Below are 20661 nucleotides of genomic sequence, written 5' to 3' on the forward strand. Positions count from 1 at the left end.
GTCGCGCCGCCTGAAGCAAAAAGGGCGGAGCGAGCCGCAAGGCTCACCCCGCCCTTTTTTCAGCGGCTAGCGCATTACAGCGTGCGAGCCACTTCCGTCACTTCGAAGACTTCGAACTGATCGCCTTCGACGATATCGCTGAAGTTCTTGATCGACATACCGCACTCGAAGCCCTGACGCACTTCCTTGACGTCGTCCTTGAAGCGCTTGAGCGAATCGAGCTCGCCGGTGTGAATCACGACGTTGTTGCGGATCACGCGCACCGACGAGGAACGCTTGACCACGCCGTCCGTGACCATACAACCCGCGATCAGGCCGACCTTCGGCACGCGGATGACCTGGCGCACCTCGACCATGCCCGTCACCGTTTCGCGCTTCTCCGGCGCGAGCATGCCGGACATCGCCGCCTTCACCTCATCCACTGCGTCATAGATGATGTTGTAGTAGCGGATGTCGATGCCGTTCGCCTCGGCCACCTTGCGCGCCTGAGCATCCGCACGCGTGTTGAAGCCGATGATGACCGCCTTCGATGCCGTCGCCAGGTTGACGTCCGATTCGCTGATCGCGCCGACCGCGCTGTGCACGATCTGCACGCGCACCTCGTTGGTCGACAGCTTCTGCAGCGACTGGACCAGCGCTTCCTGCGAGCCCTGCACGTCCGCCTTGACGATGAGCGGCAGGTTCTGCACTTCGCCTTCGCCCATTTGCTCGAGCATGTTCTCGAGCTTGGCGGCCTGTTGCTTCGCAAGCTTGACGTCGCGGAACTTGCCCTGACGGAACAGCGCGATTTCGCGCGCCTTGCGCTCGTCCGGCAGCACGATGACTTCCTCGCCCGCCGCCGGCACTTCCGACAGACCCTGGATTTCCACCGGGATCGACGGACCCGCCGTCTTCGTCGGCTTGCCGGTTTCGTCGAGCATGGCTCGCACGCGACCGTAGGCGCTGCCCGCGAGAACCACGTCGCCGCGGTTCAGCGTGCCCGACTGCACCAGAATGGTCGCGACCGGGCCCTTGCCCTTGTCCAGCTTCGCTTCGATGACGAGACCCTTCGCAGCGGCTTCCACCGGCGCGGTGAGTTCCAGCACTTCGGCTTGCAGCGACACGTTTTCGAGCAGATCGTCGATGCCCCGGCCGGTCTTCGCCGACACTTCGATGAACGGCGAATCGCCGCCGTACTCTTCCGGCACCACGCCTTCCGCGACGAGTTCCTGCTTCACGCGGTCGGGGTTCGCTTCCGGCTTGTCGATCTTGTTGATCGCAACGACGATCGGCACGCCGCCCGCCTTCGCGTGAGCGATCGCTTCCTTCGTCTGCGGCATCACGCCGTCGTCGGCTGCGACCACCAGAATGACGATGTCGGTCGCTTTCGCGCCGCGCGCACGCATGGCCGTGAAGGCCTCGTGACCCGGCGTGTCGAGGAAGGTGATGACGCCGCGCGGCGTATCGACGTGATATGCGCCGATATGCTGCGTGATGCCGCCCGCTTCGCCCGCCGCCACTTTCGCGCGACGGATGTAGTCCAGCAGCGAGGTCTTGCCGTGGTCGACGTGACCCATGACGGTGACAACCGGCGGACGCGGCAGCTTCTCTGCCGTTTCCTCGGTGGTTTCGCCTTCGATCAACAACGCTTCCGGGTCGTCCAGCTTCGCCGCGACCGCGCGATGGCCCAGTTCCTCGACGACGATCATCGCCGTTTCCTGGTCCAGCACCTGGTTGATCGTGACCATCTGGCCGAGCTTCATCATCACCTTGATGACTTCCGAAGCCTTCACCGACATCTTGTGCGCGAGGTCCGCGACGGAAATGGTTTCCGGCACGTGCACTTCACGGACGATCGGCTCGGTCGGCGCCTGGAATGACGTCTGTTCCTGATGCTTGCCGCGACCCTTCGGACCGCCGCGCCAGCCGCGATCGACACCACCGCTCGAATCGCCACGCGTCTTCATGCCGCGACGCTTCGATGCGTCGTCCTGCTGCCAGCCGCCCTTGCCAGCCTTCTTCTTGTCGCCGGCGCCTGCGGGAGCCGTCGATGCGGGTGCCGGCGCGCCTGCAGCCGGCTTCTTCGCCGCTGCGGGACGTGCCGCCTGCGCGCCTTCCGGCTTCGCGGGCTTGTGCAGCGTGCCCTTCGCTTCGGCGGCCTTCGCCGCTTCGGCGGGCTTCGGTGCGGGCGCGGGTTCCGGCGCCTTTACTTGCGCCTTGCGCGGGGTGTTCATCATTTCGCGGATCGCGCGGGCTTCGGCTTCCGCCGCCGCACGGCGCTTCGCGATGGCTTCCTGCTCGAGGCGAGCCTTTTCGGCCTTCGCCTTCGCGTCTTCTTCCGCCTTCTTCGCGGCTTCACGCTGCGCGGCACGCTCGCTCGCAGCCTTCTCTTCCGCTGCCTTTTCGGCGGCTTCGCGCTGCGCGGTGTCGTCCTGCTTCGGTTCCGGCTTCGCTTCGACGGCCGGTTGCGTGCGCGCTTCCTGACGCGCAGCCTGCGCCGCACGCGAGATTTCGGCAGCCTGAGCCGCAGCCGCCGCGCGGCGCGCCGCTTCCTCTTCCTGCTTCTTGCGCTCGGCTTCCGCCGCTTCCTCGCGAGCGCGGCGCTCGGCTTCTTCGCGCTCCAGCTTCGCCTGCTGTTCCTTCAGCTCGCGCTCTTCGCGCTCGAGCTGCTCGGCGGCACGGCGCGCTTCTTCCTCGCGACGCTGCAGTTCGGCTTCGTCGACTTCCGGCTCTTCGACGTGATTCGGCGCGGCCTCGGCCTGCTCCACACCGGTTTCGTCGCGTTTCACGAAAACACGCTTCTTGCGCACCTCGACCTGAATGGTGCGAGCTTTACCCGTTGCGTCGGATTGCTTGATTTCCGACGTATGCCGGCGGGTCAAAGTGATCTTGCGCTTGTCGGCGTCGGCGGAACCGTGCGACTTGCGCAAATGATCGAGCAGACGCGCCTTGTCCGTCTCGGACAGGTCGTCGTTCGCGCTCGCTTTCTGGACGCCAGCCGCCTGCAACTGCTCGAGCAGGACGCCCGCAGGCATTTTGAGTTCCGCGGCAAATTGGGCTACGTTGTTACTCGCCATTCATTCCTCTTGATGCAAGGACCAATCCTTGCGGTTAGATCGGGGTCACGCGGCCAGACAGGCCGCCAAATATCAGTGCGCCATGGTCATTTCTCACTGGAACCAGTGTTCACGTGCTTTCATGATCAACGCCTTAGCGGCATCCTCTTGCATTCCGGTCATTTCGACCAGTTCATCTACTGCCAGCTCCGCGAGATCGTCGCGGGTCTGAATCTGGTGCTCGGCGAGCTTTGCGAGAAGCTCGTTGTCCATGCCGTCGAGGCTCTTCAAATCGAGCGCGACGCCTTCCACCTTCTCTTCGTTGGCGATCGCCATCGTGAGGAGCGCGTCGCGCGAGCGATTGCGCAGCTCGTGCACGGTGTCTTCGTCGAACGCTTCGATTTCGAGCATTTCGTTGAGCGGCACGTAGGCGATTTCTTCGAGACTCGTGAAGCCTTCGTCGATCAGGATGTCGGCGACTTCCTCGTCCACATCCAGACGCGCCATGAAGAGGTCGCGCAACTTGCCACGCTCTTCGTTCTGCTTCAGCGCGGACTCGTCCGGCGTCATGATATTGATTTGCCAGCCGGTGAGTTCGCTTGCGAGCCTCACGTTCTGGCCGGCGCGGCCGATGGCGACGGCGAGCTCGTTTTCGTCCACCACGACGTCCATCGAATGCTTTTCTTCATCGACGACGATCGACTGGACGGCTGCCGGCGCGAGAGCGCCGATCACGAACTGCGCGGGATCTTCCGACCATAGCACGATGTCGACGTTCTCGCCACCGAGCTCGTTACGCACGGCCTGCACGCGCGAACCGCGGATGCCGACGCAAGTGCCGATAGGATCGATGCGCTTGTCGTAGGCGATCACGCCGATTTTCGCACGCACGCCGGGATCGCGCGCGGCGGCCTTGATTTCCAGCAGACCTTGCTCGATTTCCGGCACTTCGAGTTCGAACAGCTTCATCAGGAACTCGGGCGCGGTGCGCGAGAGTTCGATCTGCGGGCCGCGCGCGGTGCGGTCGACCTTCGCGATGTACGCGCGCACGCGGTCGCCCACGCGCAGGTTTTCCTTCGGAATCAACTGGTCGCGGCGCAGCAGCGCTTCGACACGGCCCGACTCGACAATGAAATTACCCTTGTCCAGGCGCTTCACCGAGCCGGTCATGATCTTTTCGCCGCGCTCGAGGAAGTCGTTCAGAATCTGTTCGCGCTCGGCGTCGCGCACCTTCTGCAGGATCACCTGCTTGGCGGCCTGCGCGCCGATACGGCCGAATTCGATCGACGGAATCGGCTCCTCGATGAATTCGTCCACCTGCGCGTCGGGCTTTTGCTCCTTCGCTTCGAACAGCAGGATTTCCTGATCCGGCTCTTGCAGGCCGGCCTCGTCCGGCACGACGCGCCAGCGGCGGAAAGTTTCGTGTTCGCCGCTCTCACGGTCGATGGCGACACGAATATCCACGTCTTCCTCGAAGAGCTTCTTCGTTGCCGAAGCAAGCGCAGCTTCCAGCGCTGCGTACACGACGTCCTTGTTGACGTTCTTTTCGCGTGCCAGCGCATCCGCCAGCATCAATACTTCGCGACTCATTGTTTGCGGCTCCTAAAGTCAACCTTGGGGACGAGACGTGCCTTATCGAGGTCCGCGAGCGTGAAATCGAGCATCGCAGCGCCGTCCTTCCCTTCAAATTCCAATCCGATCGTTTCGCCGTCAGGGGCGTGCAGGATGCCGCGGAACGACTTGCGCCCGTCCAGCGGCTTCTTCAATGTAATGGCGACTTCGCTCCCCGCGAAGCGCTCGAAATCCGCCAGTTTCTTGAGCGGGCGGTCGAGCCCCGGCGACGATACTTCGAGCCGGTCGTAGTCGATGTTCTCGACTTCAAACAAATATTGGAGCTGACGGGTGACCTTCTCGCAGTCTTCGATCGCGATACCAGCCGGCTGGTCGATGTAGACACGCAGCATGCCGCCTCCCGAACGCTCGAGATCGACAAGCTCGTAGCCAAGGCTCGAGACCGTGGTTTCAATCAATTCCGTCAGTTGCACAGTAACTCCAAGGTGTTCGCGCGCTCCACGCCGAAACACCTGCGGGCGAGCGCCTTCATGCGGGCGCGCACCCCTGCTCCCGAGATGCCGAACCGAATAGCCAAAAAAAAATGGGCGCAACGCCCACATTTTTCAACCGAGGTCGCACTCAGGGCAGCGAAAGAAAACTACGTGCCCAGCGACTTCATGATTTTAGCCATTTTTCAGGATAAACGCAAACGTAACGCGCACTTTCGCCCCTGTTGGACCCGGTTTCACGCCGGTTTGTCCTAACGATCAGAAAGAGCGAAACGCGAGATTTTCGTCGCCGGGGGCGGACCGATGCTTCGCATCCCGCTTTTGGACTTCCCCCGGCGACGTCTTTGCGATTTTTTACATATCGCGCTCAGCGGCCGCGCGAGCGATTACGCGCGCCCCGGCCCGCGCCGCCGGCTTTGTTCTGGCCAGCGCCCTGCTGTCCGCCGCCCTGGCGATTGCCCCGCGGTGCGTTGCCACCGGCGGCACGCTTGCCGGCGCCGCCCGCGCCCTGCGGACCGCCGCCTTGCGGACGCGCGCCGCGCGGACCCGGCCGTGCGCCGTTAGCGCGATTGCCGTTGGGCTCGTTGCCGATGCGGTTGCCGTTCGGCTCCCGGCCGCCGCGACGGCCCATGCCGCCCCCGTTGCCTGCATTGCCCGTGTTGCCGCCGAATCCGCCCATGCCGCCGAGCCCGAAGCTGCCCGGCACACCGCCCGGCTGGCCGCGCCGGCCGCCGCGTCCCGGCGTCTGCTGCTGCGTCATGCGCGAGTGCGAGCTCAGCACCGGCTCGCGCGTGATGAAGCCCATCGACGTCTGCATCGGATCGGGTTGCACACGCGGCGCGGCGCTGCGTCCGCCCTTCTCGGCCGTCGGCAATTTCAGCCCGACCGACGCCATCAGGCTGCGCACCTGATTGTCCTCGAGCTCTTCCCAGCGGCCGCGCTTCAGGCCGCGCGGCAGCGCGATCGGACCATGACGCGTGCGGATCAGGCGGCTCACCATCAGGCCGGCCGCCTCGAACATACGGCGCACTTCGCGATTCCGGCCTTCCGCCAGCGCGACGTGATACCAGTGATTCGTGCCTTCGCCGCCGCCGTCCTGGATGCGCAAGAAGTTGGCGGGACCGTCGTCGAGCTCGACGCCTTTCAGCAGCTTCTGCTTCATCGCCTCGGACAGTTGTCCGACCACGCGCACCGCGTACTCACGCTCGACGCTGTAGCGCGGATGCATGAAGCGGTTCGCCAGATCGCCGGACGTCGTGAGCAACAGCAGGCCTTCCGTATTGAAGTCGAGACGCCCGACCGCGAGCCATTTGGCGGTTTTCATCGACGGCAGCTTGTCGAACACGGACGGACGCCCTTCCGGGTCGGCATGGCTGACGATCTCGCCCGTCGGCTTGTGATACAGCAGGATGCGCGGCGGCTTGCTCGCGAGCTTGCGCTTGAGCGGCTTGCCGTTGATGCGCACCTGATCGGTCGGCATGATGCGCTGGCCGATATGCGCCGGCTCGCCGTTCACCGATACGCGCCCGGCGATGATCAACTCTTCCATGTCGCGCCGCGAACCCATGCCCGCATCCGCGAGCACCTTGTGCAGCTTCGGCGCGTCTTCGTCCGGTTCCAGCACGCGCTTTTGCGGTGCATTGCGGCCGCGTCGCAGCATCGGGGCGCGCACGCCGGCCGAACCGTTGTCGGCGTCGAAGGCCGGCGAGGTCACGTAGGCGAACACGTCGTCGACGGCTGCAGCAGCCGCGCTCTCGACGGTCGCCGGTCCCGCGTCGCTGCGCTTGCCGCGCTTTTGCTGCGGCGGATTCTTGCGCCGGCCGCCTTCGCGCGGCGCGGGCGCGGCGGCCTGTACGCCGGCCTCGTCCGCTGCTTCGACGCCGGTTTCGCCCGCTTCCGCGCGCGCGCTCTTGCGGCCGCGCGGACTCGCCCCTTCGCCCTTGCGCGGCTTCGCGCCCGGATCCTTGCGCGGGGTACGCACTTGTGCCGCCACGACGCCGTCGGGCGGCGTCTCGTTGACGGCGCCCGGCGCGCCTGGCGCAGCGTCCGCGCCCTTGGTCTTCGCGACAGCGCGACGCCGTGCGATCAGGCTACGCGGCCCGCGGCGCAATCCGCGGCGCGGACGGTCATCGCCCTCGCCGCCTTCATCGGCGCGGTCGGTGCGCGTGCTGTCGCCGGCATCGGCCGACTCAGGTGCGTCCGCGGCGTGCACGGGGCGCGCGGATTCAGGCGAATCGCTGTCGTGGGAGTGTGTCAAAACAACCTCAAATGTCGAATCGCGCGCCCGTCGCGGGCGCGTCAAAAAATCCGCTGACCGGTCCGGCTGGTCGTCTCGAAATAATCTTTATGGAGAGCCGGATTGCCAGATCAGGGGCCATGCAAATTGCGTCAGGCGCGGCGCGCCTTCGGTTCTTCGGAGTCGTCGTCCAGTTCGGCTTCGTTCGATGGACTCGCATCTCTTTCGTCTTCACGCGGCATCGGAACGGGCGCATCGTGCGCGGTGCCCAAAGGCTGTGCGTGAATCCCGGCTGTCGACGCGGCGCGCTCGTCCAGCGCATCCGCACGTTCCGTTCCGAGTCTTTCCTGCTGTTCTTCTGTCTGTTCTTGCTCCGCCGGCCCGGCGGCCGCGCGCTCATCGGCGGAAGCGTCGGGTTCGGCGGGATCGGCGGATTCCGCCGATTCCAGCGCTTCAACGGCGAAGACCTGCGCCGGGGCGTCAGGTTCCCCGTCATTCGACGCTTGTGGCGTGGCCGGCGGCTCGATGCCCGCCGGCGGCGCATTCCCGGCGATGCTGTCGGGAAATTCGATCGAATGCTGCGCGAGCAGCGATGCTTCGAGCTGCGCCGACGGATTGTCCAGCGCGGGCAACTCGTCGAGCGCGGTCAGTCCGAGATCGTCGAGAAACTGCTTGGTCGTCGCGTACAGCGCCGGGCGGCCCGGCACGTCGCGATGACCGATCACCTCGATCCAGCCACGGTCCTCCAGTTGCTTCACGACCTGCGTGTTCACCGTCACGCCGCGGATCTCTTCGATATCGCCCCGCGTCACTGGCTGCCGATAGGCAATGATCGCCAGCGTTTCGAGTACGGCCCGCGAATACTTGGGCGGCTTTTCCGGGTGCAGCCTGTCGAGATAGGCCCGCATCGCGGGCTTGCTCTGAAAACGCCAGCCCGAGGCAAGCGCGACCAGTTCCACGCCGCGTCCCGACCAGTCGGCCTTGAGCGCTTCGAGCAACGTGCGAACGGTATCCGCCGAAATGTCGTCGGCGAACAGCTTGCGCAATTCATTCAGCCTCAGCGGTTCCTGCGCGCAAATCAAAGCAGTCTCGAGGACGATCTTCGCCTCTTGGGTATTCATGCAGCTTGGGTCAACCCTATATGGTCAATGATTCAATTCAAATCGAGCTTGCGCAGGACCGAACGCCACCAAAATGGTGCGAACGATAAAGCTGGACGCGGAGTTTCAAGACGCGCTCGCCCGATTGTAATCGGTCATATTGATTGGGAGCACGCACCGGGGAGAGGCGTAAAGGGCGATCGGTGAGCGAACGCCGGGCCATCCAGCCGGACGAGGTGGCGCTTTCCTAGGCGAAAGCGCGTGACTGAGCGCCATATTACGCAAAAACAACCGGGGCGTAAAGGTGATCGATTGATCGGCGCCCGGACTCACTCGACGCCGGTCGTGCGCGGCCGACGTCGATCGGCACGGCTCAGGCGACGCCGCGCGCCGTCAGGAATCGCTGCAGGCGTTCGACGCCCGCGTCCAGCCGTGCGGGATCGCACGCGTAGCACCAGCGCACGAAGCCTTCGCCTTCCGGGCCGAACGCGCTGCCCGGCGCAAGTCCGAGACGGGCTTCGCGCACCAGCGATTTGCACAGTTCGAGGCTGTTTTGCGCGCCCGGTAGCGAGAAAAACAGGTACATCGCGCCGTCGGGCGTGCGCACGTCGACGCCCTCGATCGCCTGAAGCGCCTGCACGAGATGATCGCGGCTTGCACGCAGATCCGCGACGAGCGCCTGAGTAAAGCGCTCGCCCTCTTCCACCGCGACGACGCCCGCCTGCTGCACGAACGACGGCGCGCACGACGTGTTGTACTCGACCAGCTTGCCGAGATCGTCCATCAGTTGCGTCGGGGCGACGAGCCAGCCGAGGCGCCAGCCGGTCATCAGCCACGCCTTCGAAAACGAATTCACCGCGATCACGCGCTCGTCGCGCGCGGCGAGATCGAGAAAGGACGGCGCGACGCGAGCGTCATCGCCGTAGTACAGGCGTTCGTAGACTTCGTCCGCGACGATCCAGATTCCGTGACGGCGGCAATGCGCGAGCACGGCGCGCTGCTGATCGCGCGTCATCGTCCAGCCGGTCGGGTTGTTCGGCGAGTTGATCATCAGCATGCGCGTGTTGGGCGTGAGCGCCGCGAGCAGGCGGTCGAGATCGAGCGTCCAGCCACGCGGGCCGTAAGTCAGCGAAACGGTATCGACGCTCGCGCCGAGGATTTTCGGAATCTCGACGAGATTCGGCCATAGCGGCGTCACGGCGACGACGCGATCGCCCGCACCGACCACGAGTTGCGCCGCGAGCATCAGCGCGTTCACGCCGGCGCTCGTCACGGCGATGTGCGCCGGCGTCGTCGCGCCGTGCAGCGCGCTCACGTAGCGGCTGAGCGATTCGCGCAGCGGGGCGATGCCGAGATTGTGCGTGTAGAACGTGGCGCCATCGGCAAGCGCGCGGCTTGCGGCATCGCGGATGAATTGCGGCGTCACGCGATCCGATTCGCCGAACCAGAACGGCAGCACATCGGCGACGCCGAAACCCGCGTTTGCGACCTCGCGGATCTGCGACGGCCTCAACGCCCGCACGGCGTCGCGCGCATTCGGCGCACCCGATGCGTGCGCGCCCGCCAATTGACTCAGTTCGCTGACCACCGCGCCTTCCGATTCACTCATCGCTCGCCCCGTCGTCTTGTCTTAAAAAAGAAGTCTAACGCGCGCGCCATGATTTTCGCGATGAACGGAGGCTTATCCGAGGTCTTCCGCACGCGGCGGCAGCGAGGCGATCAGCGACCACACCGATTCCGCCGCGGGCGACAGCGAGCGATCGCGCCGCCGCACGAGCTCCACGGTCCGTTCGGCGCGCGGTTCGAGCGGCAACGCGACCAGCGACGAATCCGCCGGCAGCGGCAGCGCGAGCCACGGCAGCACGCTCACGCCGACGCCCGCTTCCACGAGCCCGAACACCGTCGCCGAGTGTCCGAGTTCCTGCACCACTTGCGCCTCGACGCCGTGCTCCTGCATGACGGCATCGATGATCGGCCGGCTGCCCGACGCGTAGTCGAGCATCACGAGCCGCTCGCCCGCGAGCGCTTCCCACGGCACCGCCGTCTCGCGCCCGAGCGGATGATCGCGCCGCGCGACGAGACAGAACGAATCGGTCATCACGGGTTCGCCATGGAGTTCGTCGGAGGAAAACGGGCCGATCACGACGCCGAAATCGACCTCGCCCGACTTCACCTTGCGCAGGACATCAGACTGGACGTCGTCGCGCAGACTCAGCGTGATGAGCGGAAACTGCCGCAAGCACGACGCGATCACGCGCGGCATCAGCCGGCAGGCGACCGTCGGACTCGCCGCGACGATCACGCGTCCGCGGCGCTGCTGGCCGAGATCGCGGACCTCGCGCAGCGCTTCGTCCAGGTCGGCCAGCAGGCGCGACACCGTGCCGACGAGATTCACGCCGACATCGGTCAGCTGAACTTCGCGCGTCGTCCGGTCGATCAGCTTGAGACCAATCTCCCCTTCCAGCTCGCGCACGCACCGGCTGACCGCCGACTGCGTGAGGCCGATTTCATCGCCTGCGCGGCTGAAGCTGCGCAGCCTCGATACTTCGATAAAGACGCGCAGTTGCCGCAACGTCACGTTCAATGGCGCGCTCATTCAGATTGCTCATCAATATCCACAATTCATGCACGGATTATAGCGAGCATTGGTCTGAACTCATGCCCGAACGCGCGTTTCGCTGCGGTGCAGCAAATCCTCACGACGCACGCTGGATGGGCCTATTGCACTTGATTGGTGATTGTCCCGATTTCTTAATCAGTGTGTTTCGGGTCTGATACGGGCCATGCTGGCATCGCGTCAGCCTACTGCCATGCGGGTTTCCCGGATTTAGCAACAAGCATGGCACGGTTCTCGCATTTCATTGCGCACAGAGGTTGGAGCCATTCGCGGTTACATCGAACATCGTCCGCCGCAATCGCTCTGGCCTTCCCAGGTATTCGTTCATCGGATTCCGACCAGAGTGCGCGGCGCGGGGCAGCGCACCGGGGTTAGCTTCGCTGAGGTGAGATATGGTGCTGTTCGACGATTTGAGAGATAACGAGTGGGCGCTGGTTGAGGCGTTGTTCTGTTCGGAGCCGGCGCGCAGCGAACGGCGCGGCCGTCCGCGCGTCGAAGCGCGGGCCGTGGTCAACGCGGTTTTGTGGGTGCTGTCGACGGGCGAAGGCTGGTCGAAGCTGCCCGGACGCTACCCGTCCCCGCCGACCTGCCGCCGCCGCTTCGACGAGTGGCAGGCAGACGGCACGCTGGCCGAGATCGTGAAGCGCCTGTCCAGCAACGGCCGTGAAGTGTCGCTGCGCGGACGCATCGGTTCCAGCGCCGCCAAACCGCCCGCGCCGCCGAGCCGCGATCGCCTGCGTGGCGCGTTCTGGACGAACCCGGAATCGTGGCGCGCTCCGGCCAAGATGGCCTGAACGGTTCTTTGCATCGACCGAAGCCGGCGCTCGCTGGCTTCACCCAGACATTTCACCTCTCGCGCGGGCCGCGGCCTGCGCGAATCTTTCTCTCCTTTGCGTTGCCGCATTCGGATGTCGTAGCACAGTCGCGCGCACTGCGTCGTCGACGAAACAACTCTTTACGATTCCTTACAGCGCCCCGGCGGATCGCAGCATAGCTTGGTGATTAATCGAACAAGCCCCACGAAGGCTTCGAGGATTTCACCATGAAGGCATCGACTCTGCTCGCTCATGGCGCCTTCGTCGCGCTGACGAGCACTGCGGCGATGAGCCAGGCGCAGCCGCCACCTCCCGCATCCGACTTTCACGTCAGCACGAAGGCTTCGATGGCCGCGCCGCAGAATGCCGGCCGCAATCGCGATGCGACGCCGCCCGCGCCACGCGGCGACCTGCGCGGCGATATCGCGAGCAACGTGCGCGCGCGTCCCGATACCGAACGCGATGCGCGTTCACAACATCATTGAGTTCGTCTGAACGATGCGCGTTTGACGGAACCACTCCGGCGCGCGGCAGTCACACCTCGTGCCATGAGCACAGCATGGCGACAGTGAGATCCGGTATGCCCGTGTCGTTCGCGATACGGGCACTTTTTTGGGGTATTGCCGTTGGCTGCAGGCAGATTGTCGGCTCTTTCATCCGACGACAACGCTCCCTCGACCCATGCGTCGACTGTCGACCGCTGCCGGCCTCGCTGCCGACGTGTCCGGCAGTGCTAGACTCGCGCCTCCAGGACCGCTTCCTGACCACCGAACGTATAAGGTTCCATGCGGCGCAAGTCCCAGTCGCTGCCACGTTCGTCGCGCGAAAGACGCGTGAATTCGTGCTTGCCGCGTTCGGTCACGACCGCGATATCGACCGGTGCGTGAAATCCGGGCGCGGGCGCCACGGTGCGCTGCCGGGCGAGTTCGAGCAAACCGAGCGCGCGCAAGAGATCGAAAACGTTGGGGCGTTTCGCCCAAGGAACCTGACGATACTGCGCTCGGCGAAGTGCTTCGAGTACAACTTCGTTGGAATACGTGGTCATCTCGTTGTTTCTTCCTGTGCAGCCATGACGACGCTCGTGACGGTCGCAAGACGGTCCGCGACGTCGACTAAACGCGGCGCGCCGAATTCCGATTGCGACGAACGACTCGCAGCCGAATGTTTGGCCACCGCTTGCGTTAGGTGCTGCTTTCTATTACAAGCCCCCGTTGACAGCGCGCTAATCACGCGCTCTGCTGCGACATCCGCCGATGCGTTCCGAAGCACGCGATGACGGAACGAATTGCCCTTAAACCAATACGTTACCCCAATCAAATTGGTTCTATTCACTTTATTGCTGCTTTTTTTTGCGTTATTCGCACTATGGCGACGCCGCCGCATCCAGATTGCGATCATCGTGGCGGCGCTCGCGTGGGCGATCGGCGCGGGATGGTTCGCAACGCCTTTGCTCGATCTCGCCCAGCACGGCTATCGTCACACGGACGTGCCTTCGTTCGCACCGAAGACGACGATCGTGCTGATGGGCGGCGGCACGCATCGCAGCGAAGCGGGGCTCGTTCCGAAGTCCAACGCGGTGCGGCGCATCGACGCCGTGGCAACGCTGTATCGCGAATGCCGCGAAACCGGCGCGTCGTGCAAGGTGATTCTGAGCGGCGGCGATCCGGAACATCACGGGCAGGCCGAAGCCGACAATTACGCGCCATACGTGCTTGCGCAAGGCGTCGCTGCAGACGACCTCGTGCGCGAGAATCAAAGCCTCAATACTTACCAGAACGCGCGAAACGTGGCCGGTATTCTCGGCCACGCACATGACAACCGTTTGATCGTCGTCACATCCGCGTATCACATGCGCCGCGCGTTGCGTGCTTTCGAGGCTTTCGGCTATGCGCCGGTGCCGTATGTGTCGGATGTATGGCCCACTCGCCCGACGTTCTTTCCCCGTGTGCGGGGCTTCACGAACAGCGAGCTCGCGATGCACGAACTCGTCGGGCTCGCGCGCTTCGACGTGTATCGCTGGCTGCATCTCTATTAGCGCCTCGTGATTCGGGAGCGAAGCGCATTGATAAGCACTGGAAAATAAGTCGACGCTTGTGCTCGATCATGCGCGTCCGCTTTTCGGACAGACGCACGACACACCCTTGCCCGATTCAAGGCTTATGATTCAGGTTGTCTGATCGTCAGACGCGCGAGGTTAGCGGCTGACTTCCCGCACAGCGGGAGCGATTTTTGCTCAGACACAAGTGTCGTTCCAACGGATCGGACAGACGATTCCCAGGTTCCAACTGCCACTCGGAGGTAACAATGAAGAAAGTGTCCCTGGCTGTTCTGTTGTCCCTCAGCGCGGTCGCATCGGCCGCGTATGCCCAGAGCGATCAAGGCGTGACCATGAGCACCGATCCCGCCAAAATCGCTGATGTCGAGTCGCGCGCGCAGGCTCTGCAGTCGCGTCAGGAAAGCCAAAAGATGACCGAGCAGACGCCTTCTTCGCACAAGTCGATGCATCACAAGAAATCGCACAGCAAGCCGGCGGCCCCGAGCCAGTAAGCCGGTTCCCGCTGCAAGGCGCGGGGCCATTCACGCCGCGGTGAGTCGACGCATCGGCTCACCGCGGCGCGAGCAAAATCAGTTTCCCTGCTTCGCGCATTCAGGCGCGTTCGGCGCGATGCGTCACCCAGTCGCCGCCTTCGATGCACGGCAGCCCGGCAGCGGACGCAGCCCCGACGGGATAGATCAGGCAATCGACCCGATCCTTTCTCCCCTCGATTTCCACCTCCACACGCAGGCGATGCGAGCGGAATAAGCCTTCCACGCCCGGATACACATGTTCGATCTCGTCGAGCACGGGCACGAGCGCGTCCTCGATCCGGTAGACATCGCCGCGAATCGGCGCGCCCTTCTCATCGATCACGAGACCAGGATAGTTGCCGAAGTCGAAAAGCTGACCCCGAACGTGGGCGGCACCGATCCATTCGGGCGTAGCGATGCCGTTTCGCGCGGCTGCGTGGTTGATATCGTTGGCCTCGCCCGCGCGCAGCGTGCCGTAGACAAAAACGTATTGCATCGAGAAAAACGCTCCTGTTGTCGCAAAAGGTGAACAACGGGCATTATGCGCCGGGCAATATTCGCGGTTCGCCCGGGCGCGCGCTTTCGGCTACCATCGGCGCGTGGCGGTCGATGAATCCGGCCGCCTGCCACCATCAACTCGAGCGAACATGGCCACGTTTGTCGAATCGAACTCGTCGGGCGAAGAAGTCGAGCATCTCGACATTCCCGTCGAGCATTCGCCGACGCTCGATCATCCGATTCGCGTGCGCTCGCGGCCCGTTCCTTACGGCGTGCGGATCGCGCTGCATACGCATCCGTGGGCGCAGGTCGCCTATACGTCGCGCGGGGTCTTGCGTGTCGCGACAGCGGATTCGACTTGGATGGTGCCGCCTTCGCGCGCGATCTGGGTGCCGCCCAATGTCACGCACGAGGTCGTGATCGTCGAGGACGCTTATCTGCGGACGCTTTACGTCGACGCGAGCGTCGTGCCGGCGGGTCTCGGCGCGTGTCGCGTCGTCGAGGTGTCGCCGCTTTTGCGCGAAGTCATCGCGGCGCTCGATGAAGAACCGATCTCGCGTCAGCGCGAGCGACTGCTGGGCACGCTCGCGCTCGATGAAATCATCCGCTCGCAGCCGCTGCCGCTCTCCGTGCCGATGCCGAACGAGAAGCGCCTGCGCGCCCTGTGCAACGCCGTGCTCGCCGATCCGTCGCATTCCGATCTGGAGCGGTGGTCATCGGAGGCCGGCGCGAGTTCGCGCACCATCGCGCGGCTTTTCAGACGCGAACTCGGCGTGAGTTTTTCCCAGTGGCGTCAGCAGGCCGTTCTTGCGCGCGCCATTCCGCTGCTCAGCCAGGGCCGTCCGCTCGCGCAAGTTGCGCGTGAACTGGGCTATCAGAGCCAGAGCGCATTCTCCGCGATGTTTCGCCGTGCGTTCGGCGAAAGCCCGCGCGCATTTTTCGCCCGCGATGGCCGCGACGAGCGCGACATCGACGGCTCTTAGCGCGTGTGCGCGCTTTCTTCAGACGCGCCGCACCATGTGCCGGATTGCGCCGAGCTGCGCGAGCCGCGGTCCGGCCGGCCGGTATCCGAGCCGAATGTAAAGACGCGCCGCGGGGTTATCGACGAACACGCGCAACTGACATTCGGCGAGCCCGCGCGCCCTCGCCCATCGATGCGCCGTGTTAAGCAGAAAGGTCCCGGCGCCGTGTCCACGATAGCCCTTCGCGATCTGCACGTCGCGAATATGCAGCGAATTGTCTTCCTCGGTGACACGCATGACGCCAATCGGAACGCCATCCGCCTGCAGGATGAAATTTTCGGACTCGCGCCAGCTGGAAAGGAAAAGATCGCCGCGCCACACGAGATTGTGACGCCGATAGTAGCCCACCATGTTGTCGTGCGTGAGCGCTTCGGCGAAGGCGAAGTCCGCCATGTTCGCCTGGCGCAGTTGATAGAGCGAGAGGTCTTCGGTCGGGTCGAGCATCGCACGGGCACGAGAAACAGGTGCCTAAACACTAAGACAGTGTGCGCGGGCTGGCAATGGCCATTATCACGGTCGAATGCGCAGGGAACGCGTACGAAAGGGAATCGGATATGGCGAGCGGCGGAAAGCGGGCAAAAAAAATCCAGCCCGAAGGCTGGATTTCCTTAAAACAGCTTGGCGGAGCGGACGGGGCTCGAACCCGCGACCCCCGGCGTGACAGGCCGGTATTCTAACCAACTGAACTACCGCTCCACTTCTTTTGATCGTTCACAGTGTCACTTGTGAACTTGCAGCGCTTTTGACTAGCAGCCGCCGATGTTCTGGCGTCCCCTAGGGGATTCGAACCCCTGTACTCACCGTGAAAGGGTGATGTCCTAGGCCTCTAGACGAAGGGGACTTCAACTTCTGCACACCCTGCGGCGAAAAAAAACCGGCTCTCATTAGCCGGAGTGTTTCTGCTCGCAAGTGTTGGCGGAGCGGACGGGGCTCGAACCCGCGACCCCCGGCGTGACAGGCCGGTATTCTAACCAACTGAACTACCGCTCCACTTCTTTTCATCCGTTCACAGTGTCACCTGTGAACTTGCAGCGCTTTCTACTAGCAGCCGCCGATGTTCTGGCGTCCCCTAGGGGATTCGAACCCCTGTACTCACCGTGAAAGGGTGATGTCCTAGGCCTCTAGACGAAGGGGACAGAAACTTGTGATTCTGTCTTTACTACTGCTCCGCTGATCTACTTGCCGCCGATCAGCGAAGACCGAAATTCTATACAACTTCGTGTTACTTGTGAAGTATTTTTTGCGACTTCCGTTTCCGGAGAACAAGCTTCGCACTACTTCAACTGCTTTCTGCTGTTCTTGGTGGAGGTAAGCGGGATCGAACCGCTGACCTCTTGCATGCCATGCAAGCGCTCTCCCAGCTGAGCTATACCCCCTTGCAGAACAGAAACGAGATTGTATAGGGCGTTTTCGAAGTTGTAAATACCCTCTGACGACTTCAGTGAAACTTTTTTGCCTCGACAGACGCCGATGCGCGCAATGGATCACGCCCCGCGATCCATTGCGCGGACCTCAACCCGCCGCCTTTTCCAGACGCGCCAACACGACATCGCGTCCGAAGAGCATCAGGACGGCGTCGATCGACGGCGTGTGGGTCGTGCCCGCGACCAGCAGGCGCACCGGCATCGCGAGTTGCGGCATTTTCAGCTTGTGCGCGGCGAGCGTCGCCTTGAGCGCGGCCGCGATCGCTTCCTTGGTCCACTCGACGTTCGCGAGCGCCGCACGCAGGTCCGCGATAGCCGGACGCACCGCATCGGTGACGTGCTGCGCGAAGGCATCCGCCTCGATCACCGGCTCGCGATAGAACATGGCGGCGTTATCGGCGATTTCCTTCACCGTCGATGCGCGGTCCTTCAAGAGCCCGATCACCTGATCGAGCGGCGCGCCGCCGTCGATCGCCGCGGCATCGATACCGGCCTGCAGCAGGAACGGCTTCGTCAGCTCGGCGAGACGCGCGTTGTCCGCTTCCTTGATGTAGTGCGCGTTGAGCCAGTTCAGCTTGTCGTGGTCGTACTGCGCGGGCGACTTGCCGAGATGCTCGAGATCGAACCATTCGACGAACTGCTCGCGCGAGAAAATCTCCGCATCGCCATGCGACCAGCCGAGGCGCGCCAGATAGTTGACCACCGCTTCCGGCAGATAGCCATTGTCGCGATAGCCCGTCACGCTCATCGCGCCGTGGCGCTTGCTCATCTTCTCGCCCTGCTCGTTCAGCACGGTCGGCAGATGCGCGTACACCGGCACCTCGCCGCCGAGCGCGCGCAAAATGTTGATCTGACGCGGCGTGTTGTTGACGTGATCGTCGCCGCGAATCACATGCGTGATCTTCATGTCGAGATCGTCGACGACCACGCAGAAGTTATACGTCGGCGTGCCGTCGGGGCGCGCGATCACGAGGTCGTCGAGTTCCTCGTTCGAAATTTCGATGTGGCCTTTCACCGCGTCGTCCCATGCGACCGTGCCCGAGAGCGGATTGCGAAAGCGCACGACAGGCTTCACGCCTTCCGGAACCGGCGGCAGCACCTTGCCCGGCTCGGGGCGCCACGTACCGTCGTAGCGCGGCTTCTCGCCCGCGGCGCGCTGACGCTCGCGCAGCGCGTCGAGCTCTTCCGTCGACATGTAGCAGTGATACGCGAGCCCCTTTTCCATCATCTGCGCGATGACCTCGCGATAACGGTCCATGCGCTGCATCTGATAGAACGGGCCTTCGTCGAAATCGAGCCCGAGCCACGCCATGCCGTCGAGAATCGCATCGACCGACGCATCGGTGGAGCGCTCGAGATCGGTGTCCTCGATGCGCAGCACGAAAGTGCCCTTCATCTTGCGCGCGAACGCCCACGGATAGAGCGCGGAGCGGATGTTGCCGAGATGGATGAAGCCGGTCGGACTCGGAGCGAAGCGTGTGCGGACTTGGGTGGTCATTGCTGTTTACTCGATGAATGGCAGTGCGCCAGGCGCTGAAATGCCGCGCAAAATGAGACGAAATTATACTCGCCGCCCGCTTCGCGCCGGTCCGCGCGCCTTTTGTTTTATGATGTGCGCGCTTTTCAAGATCTCCCCGAACGCCCGCATCGACGGGCCTGCCGGAACCCGCCGCACCGCTGGAGCACACTTTAAGTTCATCGTCACCCCGCCTTTCGCGCCGCGCGTTTTCGCTCGCGGCCGCGTCGTCCGTTCTCGCCGCCTGCACCACCACGAGCGGCGGCAATTCAGGCGAAACGGCAATCGTCACGCCGCCGGCGCCGCCGAAGGCAGAACCGCAACAACCGATGCGTATCGGGCTCGCGCTCGGCGGCGGCGCCGCGCGCGGCTTCGCGCATATCGGCGTGATCAAGGCGCTCGAGGCGCGCAACGTGCGCGTGGATCTCGTCGCGGGCACGAGCGCCGGCTCGGTCATCGCGGCGCTGTACGCATCGGGGATGAGCGGCATCGCGATCAACAAGCTCGCCCTCACGATGGACGAAGCCTCGATCAGCGACTGGGCGATGCCCTTTCGCGCGCGCGGCATCCTGCAAGGCGTCGCGCTGCAGAACTACCTGAACAGGACGCTCGACAACCGTCCGATCGAAAAGATGGCGAAGCCGCTCGGCATCGTCGCCACGGATCTGAAGAGCGGCCAGCCGATTCTCTTTCAGCGCGGCAACACGGGCGTCGCTGTGCGGGCGTCGTGCAGCGTGCCGTCGATTTTCGAGCCGGTGAAGATCGGCGATCGCGAGTATGTCGACGGCGGGCTCGTGAGTCCGGTGCCAGCGGCGTTCGCGCACAAGATGGGCGCGGATTTCGTGATCGCCGTCGATATTTCGGCGCGGCCGGAAAGCGGGCTGACATCGAGCTCGTTCGACGTGCTGATGCAGACCTTCACGATCATGGGCCAGACCATCAAGGCCTACGAGCTCGACAAATACGCGAACGCGGTCGTCCGCCCCAACCTCAACGCGATGAGCAGCAGCGATTTCAGCCAGCGCAATGCATCGATTCTCGCGGGCGAGGAAGCCGTCGCCAAGATGTGGCCGACGTTGCAGCGACAGCTCGCGGAGCGCGGCGCGAAGGTCTGAACTTCTGCAATGCGAAGCATCGGCGCAAAGAATGCCCGCAAAACAAAACGGCGGCTTCTCACGAAGCCGCCGTCATGGCGAATTAGAACCGGTCAGTAGTCCGCGTCCTCGATCCAGGCCGCCTGGATTGCCTCGAGAATCTTCTCGTTGGACTTTTCGGGATCGTCGTCGAAACCGTCGAGTTCGGTGATCCAGCGATGCAGGTCAGTGAAACGCACATATTGGGGATCGACATCCTGATGCGCGTCGGTGAGTGCCATCGCGATCTCCTGGGTATCTGTCCACTTCATGGGCGAGCCTCCTGTCAGTGATTTTCTTTGGCGTGATTGATGGAGTACCGCGGGATCTCGACCACCAGATCCTCGTCGGCAGGCACCATTGCCTGACATGATAACCGCGATGTCGGTTCGAGACCCCACGCTTTATCGAGCAGATCGTCCTCGTCTTCCTCGGACGGCTCGAGCGCGTTGAAGCCCTCGCGAATGATGACGTGGCACGTCGTGCACGCGCACGATTTCTCGCAGGCGTGCTCGATCTCGATGCCGTGATCCAGCAGATTGTCGCAGATGCTCTTGCCGATGTCGGCGTCGATCACCGCGCCGTCCGGGCAAAGCTCCACGTGAGGCAGCACAACGATTTGAGGCATGTTTCG

At 63.7% G+C, this 20661-nt stretch carries 20 protein-coding genes and 5 tRNA genes; 6 read left to right on the top strand and 19 right to left on the bottom strand.

The genetic code is table 11. The features are described from left to right. Window positions 1-74: 74 nt before the first annotated feature. The 7 genes from infB to NCS00_RS08695 all read right to left on the bottom strand — a co-directional run bounded on the left by infB (window position 75) and on the right by NCS00_RS08695 (window position 11018). The gene (gene infB, locus NCS00_RS08665) at window positions 75-3056 is read right to left on the bottom strand and encodes a translation initiation factor IF-2 (RefSeq protein ID WP_033536385.1); all 2982 of its coding nucleotides are present in this window, start codon (window positions 3054-3056) and stop codon (window positions 75-77) included. Window positions 3057-3149: 93 nt separating this feature from the next. After that, window positions 3150-4625, bottom strand: coding sequence for a transcription termination factor NusA (nusA, locus tag NCS00_RS08670; protein WP_008349231.1), 1476 nt, complete (start codon window positions 4623-4625; stop codon window positions 3150-3152). Continuing rightward, a complete protein-coding gene (rimP, locus tag NCS00_RS08675; protein WP_008349230.1) occupies window positions 4622-5080 on the bottom strand; it encodes a ribosome maturation factor RimP in 459 nt (152 codons plus the stop codon). The genes nusA and rimP overlap by 4 nt, the downstream gene beginning before the upstream one ends. Window positions 5081-5465: 385 nt before the next feature. After that, window positions 5466-7355, bottom strand: coding sequence for a 23S rRNA pseudouridine(2605) synthase RluB (gene rluB / locus NCS00_RS08680; protein WP_034473207.1), 1890 nt, complete (start codon window positions 7353-7355; stop codon window positions 5466-5468). A gap of 131 nt (window positions 7356-7486) precedes the next feature. Further along, the gene (gene scpB / locus NCS00_RS08685) at window positions 7487-8455 is read right to left on the bottom strand and encodes an SMC-Scp complex subunit ScpB (RefSeq protein WP_250439905.1); all 969 of its coding nucleotides are present in this window, start codon (window positions 8453-8455) and stop codon (window positions 7487-7489) included. 352 nt (window positions 8456-8807) lie between these two features. After that, window positions 8808-10043 (bottom strand): pyridoxal phosphate-dependent aminotransferase, encoded by a 1236-nt coding sequence (locus tag NCS00_RS08690; RefSeq protein WP_034473209.1) that lies wholly within the window; start codon window positions 10041-10043, stop codon window positions 8808-8810. A gap of 72 nt (window positions 10044-10115) precedes the next feature. Continuing rightward, complete coding sequence (locus tag NCS00_RS08695; protein ID WP_008349225.1) at window positions 10116-11018, bottom strand: LysR family transcriptional regulator; 903 nt, start codon at window positions 11016-11018, stop codon at window positions 10116-10118. A 425-nt stretch (window positions 11019-11443) separates the two neighbouring features. Here NCS00_RS08695 and NCS00_RS08700 point away from each other — a divergent pair, with 425 nt between their 5' ends. Further along, window positions 11444-11845: a transposase gene (locus NCS00_RS08700; protein WP_008349224.1), complete on the top strand. Its 402-nt coding sequence runs from the start codon at window positions 11444-11446 to the stop codon at window positions 11843-11845. 248 nt (window positions 11846-12093) lie between these two features. Continuing rightward, window positions 12094-12351 carry a hypothetical protein gene (locus tag NCS00_RS08705; RefSeq protein WP_008349223.1) on the top strand — a complete coding sequence of 86 codons (258 nt, stop codon included), beginning with the start codon at window positions 12094-12096 and terminating at the stop codon, window positions 12349-12351. 248 nt (window positions 12352-12599) lie between these two features. Here the strand turns inward: NCS00_RS08705 and NCS00_RS08710 are convergent, their stop codons facing one another. Then, a complete protein-coding gene (locus NCS00_RS08710; protein WP_008349222.1) occupies window positions 12600-12911 on the bottom strand; it encodes a hypothetical protein in 312 nt (103 codons plus the stop codon). Then, on the bottom strand, window positions 12908-13264 hold the full coding sequence (locus NCS00_RS08715) for a hypothetical protein (protein WP_162483413.1): 357 nt from the start codon (window positions 13262-13264) through the stop codon (window positions 12908-12910). The genes NCS00_RS08710 and NCS00_RS08715 overlap by 4 nt, the downstream gene beginning before the upstream one ends. Before the next feature lies 1 nt (window position 13265). Between NCS00_RS08715 and NCS00_RS08720 the strand changes: the two genes are divergently transcribed. Continuing rightward, entirely contained in the window at window positions 13266-13901 is a 636-nt protein-coding gene (locus NCS00_RS08720; RefSeq protein ID WP_235366243.1) for a YdcF family protein, read from the top strand. 269 nt (window positions 13902-14170) lie between these two features. Further along, window positions 14171-14413, top strand: a complete 243-nt coding sequence (locus NCS00_RS08725) for a hypothetical protein (RefSeq protein WP_008349220.1) — start codon at window positions 14171-14173, stop codon at window positions 14411-14413. Window positions 14414-14513: 100 nt separating this feature from the next. Here NCS00_RS08725 and NCS00_RS08730 read toward each other — a convergent pair whose 3' ends face one another. Beyond that, window positions 14514-14930 (bottom strand): gamma-glutamylcyclotransferase family protein, encoded by a 417-nt coding sequence (locus tag NCS00_RS08730; RefSeq protein WP_250439906.1) that lies wholly within the window; start codon window positions 14928-14930, stop codon window positions 14514-14516. A 151-nt stretch (window positions 14931-15081) separates the two neighbouring features. Here NCS00_RS08730 and NCS00_RS08735 point away from each other — a divergent pair, with 151 nt between their 5' ends. Next, on the top strand, window positions 15082-15915 hold the full coding sequence (locus tag NCS00_RS08735) for an AraC family transcriptional regulator (protein ID WP_008349217.1): 834 nt from the start codon (window positions 15082-15084) through the stop codon (window positions 15913-15915). Window positions 15916-15933: 18 nt separating this feature from the next. On the opposite strand, the gene NCS00_RS08740 is transcribed toward NCS00_RS08735, so the two are convergent. The 7 genes from NCS00_RS08740 to gltX form a co-directional block, all read right to left on the bottom strand. Beyond that, a complete protein-coding gene (locus NCS00_RS08740; RefSeq protein WP_008349215.1) occupies window positions 15934-16398 on the bottom strand; it encodes a GNAT family N-acetyltransferase in 465 nt (154 codons plus the stop codon). 175 nt (window positions 16399-16573) lie between these two features. Beyond that, window positions 16574-16650: transfer RNA gene (locus NCS00_RS08745), tRNA-Asp, on the bottom strand. A gap of 69 nt (window positions 16651-16719) precedes the next feature. Continuing rightward, a tRNA-Glu gene (locus NCS00_RS08750) sits at window positions 16720-16795 on the bottom strand. A gap of 72 nt (window positions 16796-16867) precedes the next feature. Further along, window positions 16868-16944, bottom strand: a tRNA-Asp gene (locus NCS00_RS08755). A gap of 70 nt (window positions 16945-17014) precedes the next feature. After that, window positions 17015-17090, bottom strand: a tRNA-Glu gene (locus NCS00_RS08760). A 164-nt stretch (window positions 17091-17254) separates the two neighbouring features. After that, window positions 17255-17330 (bottom strand) — tRNA-Ala (locus NCS00_RS08765). 136 nt (window positions 17331-17466) lie between these two features. Beyond that, window positions 17467-18876: a glutamate--tRNA ligase gene (gene gltX / locus NCS00_RS08770; protein ID WP_250439907.1), complete on the bottom strand. Its 1410-nt coding sequence runs from the start codon at window positions 18874-18876 to the stop codon at window positions 17467-17469. Between the two features lie 158 nt (window positions 18877-19034). On the opposite strand from gltX, the gene NCS00_RS08775 reads away from it, so the two are divergent. Continuing rightward, the gene (locus NCS00_RS08775; RefSeq protein ID WP_250439922.1) at window positions 19035-20009 is read left to right on the top strand and encodes a patatin-like phospholipase family protein; all 975 of its coding nucleotides are present in this window, start codon (window positions 19035-19037) and stop codon (window positions 20007-20009) included. A gap of 92 nt (window positions 20010-20101) precedes the next feature. On the opposite strand, the gene iscX is transcribed toward NCS00_RS08775, so the two are convergent. Together iscX and fdx are read right to left on the bottom strand one after the other, a co-directional pair. Further along, window positions 20102-20299, bottom strand: a complete 198-nt coding sequence (gene iscX, locus NCS00_RS08780; RefSeq protein WP_008349212.1) for a Fe-S cluster assembly protein IscX — start codon at window positions 20297-20299, stop codon at window positions 20102-20104. A 14-nt stretch (window positions 20300-20313) separates the two neighbouring features. Further along, window positions 20314-20655, bottom strand: a complete 342-nt coding sequence (gene fdx / locus NCS00_RS08785) for an ISC system 2Fe-2S type ferredoxin (protein WP_008349211.1) — start codon at window positions 20653-20655, stop codon at window positions 20314-20316. Window positions 20656-20661 lie beyond the last annotated feature (6 nt).

The organism is Caballeronia sp. AZ1_KS37 (assembly GCF_023631165.1).
Classification (GTDB): Bacteria; Pseudomonadota; Gammaproteobacteria; order Burkholderiales; family Burkholderiaceae; genus Caballeronia; species Caballeronia zhejiangensis.